Here is a 17,156-nt window from a genome sequence, read left to right as displayed (position 1 = left end):
TGTCTCCTATCGCTTCGTCATCGGAAGAAGGCGAGCAGGCCGACCCCCATGCAGGTCAGCAGCACCGGCGTGAGGCAGATGACGGCGCCCAGGATCGGCGTGCGGTCAACCGGCTTGCTGCTGCCGTAGACGAAGCCGATCGTGACCCAGCCCAGCCCGAACGCGAGCACCGGCATGCTCAGGCCGCACAGCAGCGCGTAGGTGGGCACCGAGCCCTGCGGCGCGACCAGGTAGAGCACGATCTGCACCACGAGCACGGCGGCCGCGAACGGGCCGTAGATCAGCAGGTTCCGGGCCCAGGGGCGCAGCGGCCGGGCCGGTCCCGGTCCGATGATGGCGGCGTCCGCGGCGTCGGCGGTCCGCCGGGCCTGCTGCAGCGACGCGAGCACGGCGGGCGAACCCCCGGCCATGGCGAGCGACGCGGACTCCAGCTCGGCGGGGTGCGGCGTCAGATCGGTTTCCGGTACGCCGAAATCGCGTACGAGTCGAGCGTGCTGCGGGGCAAGTCGATCCCGTACGGCCGCAAGCTCCTGACGCGCGGCCGTCGCCGCCGCCTGCTGCTCGCCCGCCGCCTGGCTCGCGGCTCGCCGGACCGCGTCGAGTCGCTGGGCCGCCGCCAGATAGTCGGCCCACGGCCCCGGAGCGGGCGGGATGGACTGAGCCGGAATGCCGGCGGTCGCCTGTTCCTGCTGATCCGTCATAGCTCGTCGCTCTCCGCCTGCACGAACGGCACGACGTTGACCGTGCGGTCGGCCTGGCGGTCGTGCATGAGTGCCCGGTTCGGCCGCGGGTGCCAGTCGACCGGCCGGCCCAGCATCAGGCCCACATCGGACGGCGCGCAGTTGAGGAACAGCAGCCCGGCCACGTCCTCGCGGCCGGCCACGCCGCCGGTCTCCTCGTTGAACCGCCGCATGCCGCGCCACCAGGACAGCAGGTGCACGCCGTGACTCGGGCCCTCGCGCAGCAGGCGGCGCAGGCCGGGCAGGCTGCCGGGGCCGGCCGCGTCCATGCCGAAGACCACGATGTAGCCGGGCCGGTCGAGAAGATCCATGGCGGCGGCCAACCCGGCGGCGTCGACCAGCGCGACCTCCTGCCGGTGGCCGATCTCGGCGGCGAGCGCCTCGGCGAGCCGGTCACCCTCGGCGACCAGCGAGGCGATCACAAACCGGGTGGTACGCGGCGGGTGGAACGCTGCCACGCTGCGAGCGGCCGCGTCGAGGACCTCCGAGCCGGACGCCTGGGAGCCGAAGATGGCCAGATGCCGGCCGGGCGACGAGTCGAGCGGGAACGCCGCCGTCGACAGGTTCACGTCGATCACGCGGCCGACCAGGGCGGCGGGCCGGGCCGCCCGGCCGGCGAGCGCGGCCCGATAGGTCGGGTCGTCGGCCAGATGCTGATGGGCGTAGCCGGCGAAGATGCGCGGGGGCGTCGCCTCCGGGTCGCGGGCGCCCCACAGCTTGTGCCGCAGCGCGCTCAGCACGTCGCGGTCGGCGTGCGGGTCGGGGAAGCGGACCGTCTTCTCGTGCCCGCGGGTCGCGCCGCGCGGGCCGCCGAGACCGCCCGCCGTGTTCACCACGGCGGTGCCCAGCGGCAGGCCGGCGGCCGAGTCGTTGGTCGGCTCCAGCACGTCGCCGCCGCCCGGCAGCGCGATCCGCACCGGGAACTGGCCGAAGATCGAGTCGCGCTTGGCGTAGAGGGCCTCGACGCCGAGCACCGTCTGGCTCGCCAGGATCAGGTGGATGCCGTACGACCGGCCCTTGCGCGCCAGCGACTCGAGCAGGCTCACCGCCTCGGTGGCGATCGTGTCGTTGCCGGCCAGCAGCACCTGGAACTCGTCGATGACGCAGAGGATGCGGGTCAGCTTCTTCGGCGTGCCCTCCTCGGCCGCGGCCTGCCGCAACTCGGCGAACCTGGTCACGCCGGCCCGTTTGTAGGCCACCGAGCGGCGGGTCATCTCGGCGTCGAGCTCGCGCAGCACGGCCAGCCCGTACTCCCGGTCGGACTCGACACCCACCGCGCGGGCGTGCGGCAGCCAGGTGCGGTCGCGCCGGGTCGGCACGAACTCGGCGAACGACACGCCCTCCTTGAAGTCCAGCAGGTAGAGCGCCATCTCGGCCGGGCTGTACCGGGCGCCCAGCCCGTACAGCACATTGATCAGGAAAGCGGTCTTGCCCGCGCCCGACCGCCCACCCACCAGCCAGTGCGGGGTCAGGTCGTTGAAGCGCAGCACGAGCGGGGTTTCGCCGTCGTGGCCGACCACCGTGCCCAGCCCGTCGGCCGCGTCGCCGCCCCACAGCTCCTCGCCCGGCTCCGGCAGCAGATCGCTCAGGCTGACCCGCGAGGCCGCGGCCGAGTGCGTGGCCAGCTCCCGGCAGACGGCGTCGACCAGGTGCGGCGGCGGGTCCTCGTCGAGGAAGACCGGCGCGTTCAGCCAGGTGGCCTCGGGCGCGGAGCCGTAGGTCGCGCCCGGTGGGTCGCCGATCACCGCGTACGGGTTGCGGACCGAGACCGTGGTCGTGCGCGGCAGCGGCGGCTGGGTCGTCTCGGCCGTCAGCGGCGGGGGCGGCCACCCGGCGACGATCAGGTGCAGCCCCGAGTCGGGACCCTGCTGGGCCAGGGCGGCGATGCGGCGCAGCTCCTCGCCCTCGGTCTGCGCGGGCAGGCTGGCGATGACGACCAGCATCATGCGGTCGCGCCGGGTGCGCCGCGGCGGGCCGCCCCGCCCCGGCCGCAGCCACTTGTCGGCCTCGGCGAGCACGTCGAGCAGCCCCTGCCGGTCGGTGGCCGGTGGCGACATCAGCCCGGCGTCGGCCAGGTCGGCGAAGGGCTCGAACACGGCGCCCCCGCCGACGCCGTCGACCGCCCGCACGAGCAGCGACCCGGCCGGCGCCGCGGCCACCAGACGCAGCAGCAGGCAGCGCAGCAGGCCGAAGACGCGGTTGTCGGTGGCGTTGGCGTCGACGGTGAGGTGGCCGGTGCCGAGCAGCGGGATGACGGCCGGGAAGGTGGCGTCGTCGAGCGGCTGTGCGATGCCGAGGCGTACGAACTGCGGCGGATAGACCCCACCGAGCGGCGTGCTGGCCGCCTGAGCGTCCAGCGGCGACCCCAGCCAGCCCGGCGCCAGCACCGCCGCGGCCGCACGCAGCTGCTCGGCCAGCGAGTGCTGCTCGAGCGGATCGGCGGCCGGCGGGGCCTCGCTCTCGAGCGCGACCGAGGCCGCCTCGACGGCGGCGACCGCCTGCCGATGCAGGGCAGCAGCCTGCTGGACCCGCAAACTCGAATCCGCCACCGCCCTCACCTCCTGTGTGCGGATAAAACTTATCCCAGACCGGGGCGTACATCGCGTTCCCGGGGCCGAGCACGTTGCGTGCCGCGACATTCACGATCGTGGGTGGTGTGGGAGGGTTAGGGTGCCGAGAGGCACTACTGTCGTATGTGTGCAGCCGCAAGAGCCCGCTTCCGCCGGAGCGCCGCCCCCCGCGCCCCCGCTCACCACGGCGCCGAAGCGTCGCCCGAACCGCCCGCGGCTGATCCTCGCCATCCTCGCCGGCGTAATGGCAATCCTCTGCCTAGGCGGCGCGGGCGTGGTCTTCCTGGTCTACGACCAAGCCACGAAGGTCGATCGCAGCGAGCCCGATGTCGTCACGGACAGCTTCCTCATCGCCTATCTGGTCAACCGTGACGACAAGGCGGCAGCACTCTTCACCTGCAGAGACCCCGATCTCGCCGAGATCAGTGCCCTTCGCGACCAGCTGGTGGCTCGCGAGAAGCAGTTCAACGTGAAGGTCTCGGTGAGCTGGGGCGCTCTCACCCGTCAGCCTGTCACGACCGGCCAGGAGGACGTCACCACCCAGCTCACCATCTCCGGCTCGGCCAACGGCCAGATCAGCAGCAGCCGGAACGAGGACTGGCGATTCCGCGTCGTTTCCCAGGACGGCAGCTGGCGCCTCTGCTCCGGAACGAAGATCGGCTAGCTGCTACTCGACCCATAGGAGGTGAGCGGGCACCTCCAGCGTCTTCGGTGCCTTTCCGCTCCATGCCCAGCGATACCAGTCCAGCTCGCCGGCCACTCGGGCGCATACGTCGCCGACGTCGTTCGTGTGCAGCTCGGTCACCGCTCGCAAGTTTCGGCGCTCGCCGCCGTCATCGAGCATCCTCACGACCCGCCGCCCGGTCAGCGCGCCCGCGTCCAGGGCGGCTACCGGCTCGCGGCGGGGCGGCTCGTCGAGCGACACCAACCGCGACCCGATGCCTTGGTCCGCGGACAACGACCCGGCGATGCCGAACTCCTCGACCCAGACCCGCTCGATCGGCACCAGCGGCGCGAAGACCTCGGTCTGCTCGGCCTCGGCGCGATACCACTCGGACTCGACCATCACCGGCACGTACGTACGGCTGGCCTGCACCACCTTCTCGTCGGCGCGCAGGTCGGCACGCCAGCCGTGCCCGGGCAGGCCGACCACCACCCGGCGGCCGCGCAGCTGGCCGCTCATGTTGGCGGGGGTGGGCACGATGGGTCGCGGCGGGTTCAGGGCCCACTCGGGATGCGCGGCGAACGGGTCGGGCACAGCTCCTCCGGTCATCCCTCACCTCCCAGCGGTGCGCCCTGCTCCTTCATGAACGGCACCGGGTCGATCGCGCCGGCACTCGACCGGTCATTGTTCAGGTGTACCTCGAAATGCAGGTGTGGCCCGGATGAATTGCCGCTGGTGCCGACCCGTCCGATGATCTCGCCCGCCTTGACCTGCTGGCCCTCCTTGACGAACGGCCGCTGCACCATGTGGCAGTACCGGGTCATGATGTTGCCGGCGTGCTGGATCTCCACCATCCAGCCGCAGCCGCCCTTGCCCGGGTAGCCGTCGACGTCGCAGGTCTGCCGGCCACTGTGGTCCTCGTCGCACTTGACCTTGGAGACGATGCCGCTGGCCACCGCGCCGATCGGGGTGTAGCGGCCGACGATCAGGTCGACGCCCTGGTGGGTGGGGCGATCCGCGGTCCGGAACCCCGAGCCGACGACGGCCTTGAGCGGGATGGTCCAGCCGGAGGCCGCGATCTGCCCGGCCGAGGCGCAGACCATGGTGATCGAGCTGCCTACGGCGCCGGCGGCGCCATCGGCGAGCTCATTGACGATCTGGGTGGCAACCGGTTCGTGTTTCGCGTACGCGTCGGGATAGGCGCTGATTTGCACTCGCTGAGCCGCTTCGGTCAGCGGCATCGTCTCCCAGCCCCGAATTGTCTTGAGCTTCTGGTAGAACTTGGTGCTCGCGTAGACGGGATCGGTGACCTGCGCCGGAGCGCCCCAGCCGGAGCTCGGTCGCTGTTGGAAGAGCCCGAGCGAGTCGTGGTCGTTGCGCGCGCCCAGGTTGCCGAGGTTGGTCAGCCGCGACTCCTGCATGGCGGTGGCCACCGCGATCACCCAGGCCCGGGGCGGCATCTTCAGGTTGTGGCCGACGTTGATGATGATCGCGGCGTTCCGGATCTGCGCGGCCCCGTACTGCCGTACGCGGGGCAGTTTGGCGTCGGGGTCGACCGGCCCGCCCTTGCCGCAGCCGAGGGATGCGTTGAGCTTGCCGTTGTTGTTGTCGGTGAGGCCGCCCAGCAGGATCGCGGTCACGCTGCCGCCGCAGCAGAGCAGGGCGAGCGTCACCACGAGCGCGACCAGCAGGACTATTCTGCGGGGCCGCGGGAGGCTCACGAGTTGTCCCAGTCGATCCCGTCGACGAGCCAGTGGCCGTCCGGCGAGACCAGGCGCAGGGTGAGCTTTCCGGAGTCCATGGTGACGACCGCGGTCACCACGGTGGCGCTGACCGGCACGAGCGACGGCTTGCCGATCACGCGATCGGCCGGGACGCCGGCCGGGTCCACGCCGCTCAGCTCGTCGGCGAGGTTCTTCGTCGAGTTCGGAAGCAGGCGGTCGCGCCACGCCTTGGGCGTAATGCCCTTGTGGTTGGACCACGCCGACGCGAACGCGTAAGCCACCGTCTCGGGCTGGGCCCGGCCCCGGCTGGTGGACGGGCTCGGCGGCGGCGCCGTGTCGATCACGCTGTCCTCATCGCTCGGGTCGATGCTGATCACCGGCGCGGCCGACGCCACGCCGAGATTGGGCGAGGCGGCGTCCTTGCCGTCGGCGAAGATCCGGCCGAGACCGACTACAGCGGCAATGATCGCGACGATGACGATGGCGACGCCGACGCGCGAGCGGAAGATCCCGTTGAGGCCCTGTTCGAGTATCCGAGGCATGCCGATCACTTAGCCTCGGAGCGCACCCGAGGGGTCGCCGGCTCGCGGGTCGTGCTCCCGGTTTCCGGTCGATAGATCGCGTAGGACGCCGGCTGCTCGGACACGTCGGGCTCGGTCCAGCCGGTCGACCGCCTGGTCCGGGCCGGCGTCGGGGCAGGCTCCTGGCGTGGCCGGTCGCCGGTCGTGGGCGGGGCGTCGTGGACCGACTCGCTGCCGTCCGGGCGCGTCTGCGCGGGGACGACCTCGCGACCGCCCGTCCGGGCCGGCTCCAGCTCCCGTCCGGCCGCGTTGTGGGCCGGGTCCTCGAGGCGTGCCTCGGGACGCAGGTTGCTCTGGTCGGCGTAGACCGTACGACCGTTTTTGCCCATGGTGGGCTCGCGGGTTCCGCCGCCCTCGGCAATGTCGAGCTTGGCCGCCTCGCGCATGTCCCGGAAGAACCGCCGATGCCACTGGCCGGCCGAGGCGATGGCCCGCGTGCCGTCCTTGCCGCCGAGCTGCGTGATCCGGCGGTAGGGCCGCAGCAGCAGCCAGCCGACCACGCCGCACAGCCAGACCAGCACGACCTGCAGCCAGCCGGGCAGGCTCGCGGTATTCATGATCAGGTCGACCGCGAAGAGATAGATCGCGGCGCCGGTGCCGAAGATCGCGATGTTGAAGATCGCCGCAACGACGGCGTTACCGAGCCGCCGGATGCCGGCGCTGGCCGGGCGGAGCAACCCCACGGTGCCAAGAATCGGCGCGGCGATGACCGCCCACCGGAAGATCAGGAAGCCGAGGAGGACCAGGACCGACGCGGTCAGATCGAACATCGCGAACATGATCGCCGCGAGGACCGCGATGAAGCCGGCGCCGATGCGATCCATCCCGTTGACGCCCTGCAGGTACTGGTAAGCCTCGGGATCCTCCTGCTTGATCTGCTGGGCGACCTTCTCCCACTGGGTGTTCTTCTGCTTGATCAACGCGTCGCGGGTCTGCGGATTGGCTCGCAGCTTCTCCGCTTCCTGCCAGGAGATCGACTTGGCGTCGTAGAGCGCCAACCCGTACTTCTTCGCGGTCTCGCTGTCCGCCGAGCCGAGGAGACCTCGCAGGAAGTTCCGGTAGAGGATCGTCTCGGTCGCGGTGTCGCTCGCGCGCACGGCCGGCGGGCGGTTGTCGTCACAGGCACCCGGAGTCGGGTCGTCACACTGACCCGGTGGTGTGTTGTGAGCGCGTGGACCGACCGCGTCGTGCACGACACCGAGGCTGGTGACGAGCGTCTGGTCGGCCAGATTCGCGGATCGCACCGGCCATGCCGCGATGGCGGTCACCGCCACCATGACGAGGATCGCCCATCCGGCCGTCGTGGTCGCCGCGCCCATCTCGGCCTGACGTGAACGCCACAGCAGATAGAGACCGACGATGGCGAGGGTAATGACCCCGAAGACGCTGAAGACCTTCTCGTAGACAGCCTTGGTCGCCTGGTCGACCAGAGGGTCGGCCCAACCCCAAAGGGCCTGCGGATCCCAGGCCCGCTCGCGCAGTGCGTTCGAGGCGCCGATCACCGCCGTGGCCATCATGAACTCGCCGTTGGCCACGGTTGTCTCGAACTTGTAGTCCGGATCTATTAAGGTCGATGCACAGCCACTATCCAGGTCATACGTCGTATAGCTGTACCCGGCGTAGCCGTACTTGCTGTAGAGGCCGTCATAACCGAGCCCATCCGCTGACTCCGGCTTCTCGGCGAACCAGCCGGCCAGGCCGGAATCCGGCGTGCTCGGCGTTGGCGGCAGCAGACATCGAGCGCGATCCGCGCCGACGTCGGCCAGCCGGCTCACGCACGACTTGAAGTCCTGCTGCCACTCCTCGGTGCTGCACGCGCCGCCGGGGGCCTTCAGCACGCCGCCGCCGATGGCGGCGTCTGCGGCGCTCGGCGCCGCCACTGCCCAGACGATGGACGCCACCACCGTGACGAACATCGTCATGGCCAGCGCCAGCGCTCGCCGCAGCATCTCAAGCCTCCATGTCCGGCGCGGACAACGGGATCGCCGTCTGCGGCGCCTTCACCGCGGCCGGCGTGGTGTCCAGGTGCTCCAGCAGGCCCTCGACGTACGAGACGTCCACCCGTACCTTCTGCACGCGCCCGTCGACGTCGCGCATCACGAACTCCCGGAAGCCCAGCCGGTTGTGCGAGGACGTGTCGACCTGCGAGAGCGAGGCCAGCGTCGCCTCGTAGCCGTCGTGCACGGGGACGCGCAGGAGGCGCAGCGCCTCGGAGGCGATCTCCTGGTCCTCGGCGATGCGGCCCACGAAGACCGTGGAGACCAGGTTCTGCACGTCCAGGCCGAGGATGTCCCGTGGGTTCTGCGAGGCCACCAGCGCCGCCAGGTTCCACTTGCGGGAGTCGCGGGCGAGCCGCACCAGGAACGACCGGCCGGACCGCCAGCCCTCCATGAAGTGCGCCTCGTCGAGGCCGACCATCTTGCGCGAGCTCATCGAGCCGCCGTAGCAGCGCCGGACCGCGAGCCGGTGCGCGGTATGCAGCATCGGCAGGGCCAGCGACTCCTCGGCCGACCAGTACTCCCGCTCGATCTTCAGGTCGGGCAGTCGCAGGCCGGCCATCGTGATCACGGTGAGGGCCGCGTCGGCGCCGAGCAGGTGCTGCGGTGGCGAGCCGAAGAACAGCAGCGCCAGCGGCATCTCGGCGGTGTCGAGCAGCAGGTTGGCGAGCTCCTTGCCCTCGTCGTCGTCGAGGCCCTGCAGCGTGCGGACCACGTCGTCGAGGGTGGACGACTCCTCGGCCGGCACCTGCCGGACCGCGTGCCGCAGCAGGGTCGCGGTCGAGGCCTCCTTGGCGACCTGCGGCGGCACCAGCATCGAGCAGATGTCCTGCACCAGCATGCGGCGCTCGGCCCGGGCGTTCGAGACGGCGATCTCGAACTCACGGTCCCCGCCGGGACCGGTGGCGAACTCCGAGCGGACCGGCGTCGGGATCAGCGCGTACGGCGCCAGCGTCCCCTGCTCGGAGCCGGTCAAGTTCAAGACGCGGCTGTACGGCCGCAGCTCCGGCATCTGGCACAGCCGGGCGAGCGGCCCCGACGGGTCGAGCAGTGTCACCTGCACCCCGCGCCGGGCGTTGAGGTAGCCCAGCGCGCCCATCAGCGTCGACTTGCCACCGCCCGGCTCGGCCACGAAGACGCCCAGGCCGGACCGCTCGCGCACCTCCATCGGGAAGTGCAGGTCGAGGAAGACCGGGCGGCGACAGGTCCCCGCCGTACGCCCGATGAGGTCGCCCCGCCGGTCGCCGACGGTCGAGGCCGCCTGGGGCAGCGCCGCCGCCAGCAGCTTGACCGGCATGCGCCGGACGTAGCCGGTGTTCGCGATCGGCTCGCCGGGGATGAACTCGCGGGCCAGCTGGTCCTGGTTCTTCGGGTGCTGCAGCGAGATCCGCAGCTCGCGCGAGTAGAGCTGGATGAGCCGGCGGGCCCGCTCGAGGCACTCCTCGCGGGTGGCGCCGCCGACCGCGATCCGGTGCCAGCCGTGCGCGCGGGCCGACTCGACCGGCAGCCCGGTGGTCATCTCGTCGCCGATCACCAGGGCCCGCTTGGCCAGGCGCTCCAGCTCGGGCGGCGCGTCGATGCCGTGCTCGGCGTAGTCCAGCTGCTGCGAGCGGATCATGCGCAGCCGGTGCTCGAGGTTCTTGAACGAGCTGCCCGAGCCGAGGATGTCGAGCCGCGAGGAGAGCTCCATCGGCCACGGCAGGCGCTCGTGGAAGTGCAGCCAGGGCTCGTGCTTCTCGGGGATCTCCAGGGGCTCCATCCGGCCCACGGACAGGACCGCGACGTGCCGCTCCTCGCCGGTCATCCGGTTCACCAGCTTGACCGTCGACCCGTACGGCGTCCGGTAGCGCTCGACCTGCTCGGTGAGCGCCAGCAGATCGCCGGTCTCCCAATGTCCGTTGGTGATCGGCGACAGCAGCGCCGGCGGCGCCATGCACAGCGCCACCGAGCGGTAGAGCAGCCACTCCAGCTCGGCCGGGGTGACCCGGCGGCCGCGCATGCCGAACGCGTTGAGCACCTCGTCGAACTGCTCGACCGTGCGGCCCAGCTTGCGCCGCTCGCCGTCGGTGGTGCCGCGGCCGAAGACCCGCATGACCCGCTCGGCGAAGGTGTCGCCGAGCGAGCGCCGGGCGAACGTCACCCCCAGGTACGTCTGCCCCTCGGCGTGGTTGACCGAGAGCAGGTGCCGCTGGGCCGCGACGAGGTGGTCCGACCAGGAGGTGGCGCCGCGCACGTCGGGCAGGGGCTTGGCGGTGAACGAGTCGACCGTGCGGGCCCACTCGTCGGCCGGGAACGGCCGGTTGGTGCGGCGCAGGTGCAGACGGAAGCCGGCCAGGCCCGCGTACTGCTCGGAGATCGCGGACAGCAGCGCCTCACGCTCGGCGTCCGGCCGGAAGGCCCATCGCACCTCGGGCAGGTAGTACCAGGCCGTCACCGTGCTCTGGGTGAAGGTCAGGTGCCCGGCGATCTCGCTGATCGCCAGCTCCATGGCCGGGTCGCGGTCGCTGAACTTCAGCTTGTGCGGCCGCAGCGGCGCCGGCTTGACGTCCTTCTTGGCCCGGACCGGAAGGTTCTCTTTCTCCTTCTTGCGGCGGGCGGGAGCCTTCTCCTTGCGCTTGGCGGGCGGCTTCGCCGGCGACGGTACGGGCAGAGCCGTCTCGGGCTCGGCCTGTGCGGGCGGGGCATACGGCTCCACCGCCGCCGCGCCGGCGCCGACGGTCTGCCAGAGCGCGGCCGGTGGCGTCGAGACCGCTTCCGGGACGCCGGCCGGCGGCGTGACCCCGGCCGGCGCGATGCCCGTCTGCGGGGTGGCCGGCCAGGCGTCGAAGTCGGGCCACGCCTCGGCCGGTGCCTCGGCGTCGGAGTAGAAGTCGGCCTTGGGCCCGACCGGCGCGCGGCTGAACGGCGACTCCGGCTCGGGCGCGCCCCACCCTCCGACCGGCCCGCCCGTTGTCGGCGCCGGCGGCTGAGCGCCCGAAGCGGGCGGCTGAGCGATCGGCCCGGGCTGAGCGATCGGCCCAGGCTGAGCGATCGGTCCAGGCTGAGCGGTAGGCGCGGACGGCTGAGCGGTCGACCCGAAATGCGGCGAAGCGGCGGCCGGCGGCCCGGACCGAGGAGCGACGGCCGGCGGCCCGGACCGAGGTGCCGCGAGTGGAGGCCCGGACGAAGGAGCGGCAGGCGGCCCGGACCGAGGAGCGGTGGGCGGCGGGAAGTCGGAGGCGGCCGGCGCCACGTCGGAGGCGTCCGGCGGGAAGCCCGGAGCCGGCGGAGCGAAGTCCGGAGCGGCGGGCGGCGCGCTGTGGGGAGCGGCCACCGGCCCGGAGTGTGAGCCGGCAGGCGGCGGGAACCCCGGAGCGGCGGGCGGCGCGCTGTGCGGAGCGGTGGACGGCGCGCTGTGCGGGGCGGCCGGCGGCGCCGACTGTGGAGCGGCCGGCGGCGGGAAATCTGGCGCGGAGCGGGGCGCGGCCGGTGAGGACGGTGCCGCGGTCGGGGAGTCGAAGTCGAACCCGAAGTCGAAGTCGGCGTCGGGGGGCGGCGCGGCGGGGGAGATCTGCGGCTCGGCGACCGGCGTGCCGCCGAAGAGGTCGAGGAACGGCGAGTCGATGTCCAGGGTGGTGTCGACCGTGCCGTTGCGGGGCCGCACCGGCTGCGGCGCCTGGAAGACCCCGACCGCGCCGTGACCCGGCGCGGCGACGAACTCGTCGGCGTTCACATCCGCCGATTCCGACGAAGAGTAGTGGTCCGAGTGCATAGGGTTACTCTGCCTGCCGGGCGTGTCTGCATCCGCGCGGGGACGCCCGTGCGGTAGGGATCCGGTCATGCGCCAACCCCGAGGGAGCGTACGGCAAAACTGGTCATACCAACTCCTCCCGAATGCGGATGCGAGTGGCGACAAGTCTCGGATCCCGCTGCTCCACGGCCGGCTCGCGGGTGCGGCGCCAGTCGGTCAGAGCGGTGCGGATGACGACCCGGGCCGGCCGGTCGGGGTCGACGTGCCGGAACACGTACGACGTGGACACCATCGCCAGCGCGATCTCCCACGCCGGGAACGGGTCGAACCGGAACGTCATCAGGTAATGCAGCACCATGAACAGGGGAACCAGCGCGACGAACATGCCGTACTGCGCGTACGGAAGGTGCATGGGCAGCGTGTAGCCGGGCGGACCCAGATAGACCAAGCGCGCCCGGTAGATGTCGTCGTCGGTACGGAGCCGCATCTCAGTTGAAGATCAGGTTGATGATGTAGTCGCCGACGAAGAAGAGTGTCGCCGCACCGGCGATGAAGGCCAGGCCGACGATGGCGATGGCCGAGCTGGTGAGCACCTTGGAGATCTCGCCGCGGCTGGCTCGTCCGATGAAGATCACGCCAAGCACCGCGAGCAGGATCGGCGCGATGTTGCTGGCGAAGAACTTGACGATGCCTTGTGTGTCGATGCCCTTGGGCTCGGCTGCCGCCAGCGATCCCTGGTGGAGCGCCGTCACCACTTGCGTGGCGAGCTCGGTGGCGATCATTGATAAACCTCCCCGTGTCCGGTTAGGGGGATTCGGACACGCTGCAGTTGTGAAGCCGCACGGCGACGCCCATATCGTGCTACTTCCAGCTCACCGCGTCGAGTGAGCCGTTCGGGCACTGCCATGCTCGTCTGCTCTCTTCGGTTCCTTCATGATGCCCAGATCCGAAGAGTACGGCGCGTACTTCCTGCCTACAAGCGCCTGAAACGTTACGCAACGTAAAGGCGTGAATGAAGATGAGTTACCAACCATCGTACATACGTGCCACAACCCGCCCGTCCTACCCTCGTTCCGTGACCAGTCAGCCGAGAGACGCGCAGCTCACGGGCGTGGCAGCAATCCGCCGAGATCACCCGGTCGTGATGGGAATCGTGAACGTCACGCCCGACTCCTTCTCGGACGGCGGTCGGTACACCGACGTTTCCGCCGCCGTCGAACATGGCATGGCCCTCCACCGGGCCGGCGCTGACATCGTGGACATCGGGGGCGAGTCGACCCGGCCCGGCGCCGAGCGGGTGGACGGCGCGACCGAGATCGCCCGGGTGGTCCCGGTGATCGAGGCCCTGGCCGCGGCCGGCGTCCCGATGAGCATCGACACGACCCGGGCCGCGGTCGCCGCCGCCGCGCTCGAGGCCGGCGCCACGGTGATCAACGACGTCTCCGGCGGGCTGGCCGACCCGGCGATGGCGACCGTGGCCCGCGACGCCGGCTGTCCGTGGATCCTGATGCACTGGCGCGGCCACTCGCGCGAGATGAACCGGCTGGCGGTCTATGCGGACGTGGTGGCCGAGGTGCGGGCCGAGCTGCTCGACCGGGTGGACGCCGCGGTCGGCGCCGGCGTCGACCCGCGACAGATCATTCTCGACCCGGGCCTGGGCTTCGCCAAGACCGCGGAGCACAACTGGGCGCTGACCCGCAACCTCGACGTCCTGATCGACCTCGGCTACCCGGTCCTGTTCGCCGCCAGCCGCAAGACGTACCTGGGCCGGCTGCTCGCCGACGACGAGGGCCACCCGCGGCCGGTCGGCGAACGCGAGGCCGCCACGCTCGCGACCTCACTTCTGGCGGTGGCCGCCGGCGCCTGGGGCGTGCGCGTCCACGACGTACGGGCAACCGCCGATGCCCTCGCGGTCTGGCGCGCCTCCGGGTCGCCTCGCCTGGCGCCTGAGAAGCTCGTCTGAAGAGGTGGGTGAATGAGCGGTCGGATCGCGCTGAGCGGGCTGAGGGCGCGCGGGAACCACGGCGTCTACGACTTCGAGCGCGCGCAGGGGCAGGAGTTCGTGGTCGACGTCGTGCTCGAGCTCGGCGACGACGTCCTGGTCCGGGCCGCGGCCAGCGACGACGTCACGGACACGGTGCACTACGGGGAGCTGGCCGGGCGGCTGGTCGCCGTGGTCACCGGGGAGCCGGTCAACCTGATCGAGACGCTCGCCGACCGGCTGATCGCGGTCTGCCTCGACGACCCCCGGGTGGCCGCGGCGGAGGTCACCGTCCACAAGCCGCAGGCGCCCATCCCGCATGAGTTCGCGGACGTGACCGTCACGCTGCGCCGGAGCCGGCCGGCTCCGGCCCGGCCGGCCGCCGCCGGGGACGGGCCGTGAGCCGGGCCGTGCTGTCGATCGGCAGCAACCTCGGCGACCGCTACCGGAACCTCCGGCTGGCCGTCCGCACGCTCGGCGACTGCGTGGCCGTGGTCTCCGGCGTCTACGAGACCCCGCCCTGGGGCGACCCCGACCAGCCTTCCTATCTGAACGCCGTGGTGCTGGCGGTCGACGACGCGGCGGCGCCGCACGACTGGCTCGACCGGGCGCGCGCGTGCGAGGCGGCGGCCGGCCGGGTGCGCGATCCCGAGCGGCGGTTCGGCCCGCGCACGCTCGACGTCGACGTGATCGCCGTCTGGGACGCCGACGACCAGCCGGTGATCAGCGACGACCCGGAGCTCACGCTGCCGCACCCGCGCGCGCACCAGCGGGCGTTCGTGCTGCGTCCGTGGATCGACATCCAGCCGTACGGGCAGCTGCCCGGCCACGGCTGGCTGACCGACCTGCTGAACGACCCGGCTTTGCAGGGTGACCTCGCCGGGATGACCCCGCGTCCCGATCTGCCGTTAGAGTCGAGGGCGTGAGCAGCAACCCGCAGGCGCCCAGGTCGGACCCGTCGATGCGGCCGACGAGCATCTCGGTGCTGATCGTCGCCGGCCTGGCCGCCGCCGCCCTCGGCTGGCTGCTGCTGAGCTTCTCCTACTCCTCGCTGCCCGACCTGCCGTGGTCCCCGGTGATCGTGCTGGTCGTGCTGGCCATCGCCGAGGCCCTGCTCGCGCAGAACACCAGCGCCCGCATCCAGCGCAAACCCGGCACGCTCCCGGTCGAGCCGCTCCAGGTCGCGCGCTACGTCGCCCTGGCCAAGGCCTCCTCGCTGGTCGGCTCGATCTCGGCCGGGTTCTCGGCCGGCCTGACCGCCTGGCTCGCGATGGAGCCGACCGAGGCCGCGCACGACGACCTGCCCACCGCCGCCGGCGGTCTGGTCGCGGCCCTCCTGCTGGTCGGCGCCGCGCTCTGGCTCGAGCGGTCCTGCCGCATCCCGGAGAAGCCGGACGCCAAGGACGAGGACGACTCCGGCCGGCCCACCGGCCGCCGCTGAGCGCGGAACCGCGAATCCTGCACGAACTCGGTCTTGAACTGAGCCTCACTCGTTTCCGTATGCTCTGGACGCGGGGTGTAATCGCCCAGCGGTCCCGGCGTGCGTCTCGACCGCACGGAGACGCACACGAGGAGGGCGACCATGGCGTACGACGAGACGACCTTCCGTCGGACGGACGAGCAGCCGACCGACCCGGCCGCCTACCGGGCGAACACGCTGGCCGCGGCCGAGCAGCGCCGCCGGGCCGAGGAGGAGGCGGCCGCCGTCACCACCTCGCCCGACCTGATGCGTGCCGTCGACGACGACGGCCGTGACCGCCTCGGCATCCACCTCGGCTGGGAGGTCGTGCTGCTGCTGGCCGCGGCCGCGTTCGGCTTCCTGCTCTGGCGCCTCGACCCGTCCAGCCTCAAGCGCCCCGCCCTCGACGACCTGTTGGTCAACGGCGCCGCCATCGGGCTGCTCACGCTCGGCGCCGGGCTCACCCTGCGGGCCGGCGTGCCCAATCTCGCGCTCGGCCCGATCGCGCTGGCCGCCGCCCTGCACTACGCCGAGCAGGGTGACGAGGGCCTGCTCAAGGCGGCCGTCCCGGCGTTGATCATCGCGGCCGCCGGCGCGGTCGCCATCGGGTTGCTGATCCTGGTGCTGCACGTGCCCGGCTGGGCGGCCACGCTCGCCGCCGCATTCGGCGTGATCGTCTACGACCAGCTGCGCAACGCGCCGGTCGCCGTGCAAGGTCAGTACGACCCCACCGAGCAGGCGTTCTTCCTCTTCGGCGGGTTCGCGCTGCTGGCCGTGCTCGGCGGCGCGCTCGGCACGGTGACGCCGGTGCGGCGCTGGCTGGGTGGGATGCGCCCGTCCGGCGACCCGGCCCGGCGCCGCGGCGGCGTCGTCGCGCTGCCGGTGATCCTGGCCCTGCTGCTGTCCTCGGTCTTCGCGGTGGCGGCCGGCATCCTCATGTCGGCCCAGTCGGCCGGCCCGATCCGGCCCGGCACCGGACTCGAGTGGACCGGCATCGCGCTCGGCCTGGCCATGTTGGCGGGCACCAGCGCGTACGGGCGCCGGGGTGGGATCTTCGGAACGCTCTTCGCGGTCGCCGGGCTCACCCTGTTCCTCGACTGGCAGGCGCGCAAGGGCTTCGACATCGCGCTGTTCGCCACCGCCGCCTGCGTCTTCGGCGGCGGCCTGATCGTGACCCGGCTGGTCGAGACCTACGGCCGTCCGCTCCCGCCGGCCGGCGAGGATTGGAACGCGGCGCCGACCACCAGCACGGCCACCAACTGGACGCCCGATCTGGAGACCTGGACCCCGGCGACCTCGACCGGCCGCACCGACCGCTGGGACGACGGACCGTGGGGATCCGCGAGGTGATCGCCGCGATCACCCTATGCTTGCCGTCATGACCCTTCCGAGCTTCGCCGAGCTGGACGCGCTGCCCACCGAGGAGCTGCGCGAGCGCGCCTTCGCCGTGGCCCGCAAGCACCACGACATCAAGTTCATCTGGTCGGTGGTCAAGCACCTGCCCGACTCCGACGACGTGGCGGAGCTCGACGGCGCGCCCAACTCGATCGGACCCACCATCGACGAGGTGGTGGCGCTCTGGCGGGAGCTGCGCGGCCGCGGCGGCTACGAGGAGCACGGGTACGGCGAGCAGGAACCGTTGCTGCGGGCCGCCTTCATCGACTACCTACAGAAGCACCAATAGTCGACGAAACGCGCATTTACCGCCGT

General features: G+C 71.8%; 16 protein-coding genes. 7 read left to right on the top strand and 9 right to left on the bottom strand.

Going from position 1 to position 17,156, the window contains the following annotated elements; genetic code table 11:
* Window positions 1–17: 17 nt before the first annotated feature.
* A complete protein-coding gene (locus ACQP2F_RS44600; RefSeq protein ID WP_433298846.1) occupies window positions 18–701 on the bottom strand; it encodes a hypothetical protein in 684 nt (227 codons plus the stop codon).
* The gene (locus ACQP2F_RS44595) at window positions 698–3,289 is read right to left on the bottom strand and encodes an FtsK/SpoIIIE domain-containing protein (RefSeq protein ID WP_433298844.1); all 2,592 of its coding nucleotides are present in this window, start codon (window positions 3,287–3,289) and stop codon (window positions 698–700) included. Before ACQP2F_RS44595 ends, ACQP2F_RS44600 begins: the two co-directional genes overlap by 4 nt.
* Window positions 3,290–3,437: 148 nt before the next feature.
* Between ACQP2F_RS44595 and ACQP2F_RS44590 the strand changes: the two genes are divergently transcribed.
* Window positions 3,438–3,974, top strand: a complete 537-nt coding sequence (locus tag ACQP2F_RS44590; RefSeq protein WP_433298842.1) for a hypothetical protein — start codon at window positions 3,438–3,440, stop codon at window positions 3,972–3,974.
* Between the two features lie 3 nt (window positions 3,975–3,977).
* Here ACQP2F_RS44590 and ACQP2F_RS44585 read toward each other — a convergent pair whose 3' ends face one another.
* The 7 genes from ACQP2F_RS44585 to ACQP2F_RS44555 form a co-directional block, all read right to left on the bottom strand.
* A complete protein-coding gene (locus ACQP2F_RS44585) occupies window positions 3,978–4,583 on the bottom strand; it encodes a hypothetical protein (RefSeq protein ID WP_433298840.1) in 606 nt (201 codons plus the stop codon).
* Entirely contained in the window at window positions 4,580–5,695 is a 1,116-nt protein-coding gene (locus ACQP2F_RS44580) for a M23 family metallopeptidase (protein WP_433298838.1), read from the bottom strand. The genes ACQP2F_RS44585 and ACQP2F_RS44580 overlap by 4 nt, the downstream gene beginning before the upstream one ends.
* Window positions 5,692–6,240, bottom strand: a complete 549-nt coding sequence (locus ACQP2F_RS44575) for a hypothetical protein (RefSeq protein ID WP_433298836.1) — start codon at window positions 6,238–6,240, stop codon at window positions 5,692–5,694. Before ACQP2F_RS44575 ends, ACQP2F_RS44580 begins: the two co-directional genes overlap by 4 nt.
* Before the next feature lie 5 nt (window positions 6,241–6,245).
* Window positions 6,246–8,228, bottom strand: coding sequence for an MFS transporter (locus tag ACQP2F_RS44570; protein WP_433298834.1), 1,983 nt, complete (start codon window positions 8,226–8,228; stop codon window positions 6,246–6,248).
* Window position 8,229: 1 nt separating this feature from the next.
* Window positions 8,230–12,027: an ATP-binding protein gene (locus tag ACQP2F_RS44565; RefSeq protein WP_433298832.1), complete on the bottom strand. Its 3,798-nt coding sequence runs from the start codon at window positions 12,025–12,027 to the stop codon at window positions 8,230–8,232.
* Window positions 12,028–12,130: 103 nt separating this feature from the next.
* Complete coding sequence (locus tag ACQP2F_RS44560; RefSeq protein WP_433298830.1) at window positions 12,131–12,493, bottom strand: hypothetical protein; 363 nt, start codon at window positions 12,491–12,493, stop codon at window positions 12,131–12,133.
* Between the two features lies 1 nt (window position 12,494).
* Complete coding sequence (locus ACQP2F_RS44555; protein ID WP_433298828.1) at window positions 12,495–12,788, bottom strand: hypothetical protein; 294 nt, start codon at window positions 12,786–12,788, stop codon at window positions 12,495–12,497.
* A gap of 362 nt (window positions 12,789–13,150) precedes the next feature.
* Between ACQP2F_RS44555 and folP the strand changes: the two genes are divergently transcribed.
* The 6 genes from folP to ACQP2F_RS44525 all read left to right on the top strand — a co-directional run bounded on the left by folP (window position 13,151) and on the right by ACQP2F_RS44525 (window position 17,130).
* On the top strand, window positions 13,151–13,969 hold the full coding sequence (gene folP, locus ACQP2F_RS44550; protein WP_433307893.1) for a dihydropteroate synthase: 819 nt from the start codon (window positions 13,151–13,153) through the stop codon (window positions 13,967–13,969).
* Between the two features lie 12 nt (window positions 13,970–13,981).
* Entirely contained in the window at window positions 13,982–14,389 is a 408-nt protein-coding gene (folB, locus tag ACQP2F_RS44545) for a dihydroneopterin aldolase (protein WP_433298826.1), read from the top strand.
* Window positions 14,386–14,913 (top strand): 2-amino-4-hydroxy-6-hydroxymethyldihydropteridine diphosphokinase, encoded by a 528-nt coding sequence (gene folK / locus ACQP2F_RS44540; RefSeq protein WP_433298824.1) that lies wholly within the window; start codon window positions 14,386–14,388, stop codon window positions 14,911–14,913. Before folB ends, folK begins: the two co-directional genes overlap by 4 nt.
* Window positions 14,914–14,948: 35 nt before the next feature.
* On the top strand, window positions 14,949–15,428 hold the full coding sequence (locus ACQP2F_RS44535) for a DUF3180 domain-containing protein (RefSeq protein ID WP_433307891.1): 480 nt from the start codon (window positions 14,949–14,951) through the stop codon (window positions 15,426–15,428).
* 141 nt (window positions 15,429–15,569) lie between these two features.
* The gene (locus ACQP2F_RS44530; RefSeq protein ID WP_433298822.1) at window positions 15,570–16,796 is read left to right on the top strand and encodes an ABC transporter permease; all 1,227 of its coding nucleotides are present in this window, start codon (window positions 15,570–15,572) and stop codon (window positions 16,794–16,796) included.
* 28 nt (window positions 16,797–16,824) lie between these two features.
* Complete coding sequence (locus ACQP2F_RS44525) at window positions 16,825–17,130, top strand: hypothetical protein (protein ID WP_433298820.1); 306 nt, start codon at window positions 16,825–16,827, stop codon at window positions 17,128–17,130.
* Window positions 17,131–17,156 lie beyond the last annotated feature (26 nt).

It is taken from the genome of Actinoplanes sp. CA-030573 (genome assembly GCF_050951115.1).
Classification (GTDB): Bacteria; Actinomycetota; Actinomycetes; order Mycobacteriales; family Micromonosporaceae; genus Actinoplanes.
Note: the sequence above shows the minus strand (reverse complement) of the source record. Positions and strands in the feature narration are given on the sequence as shown.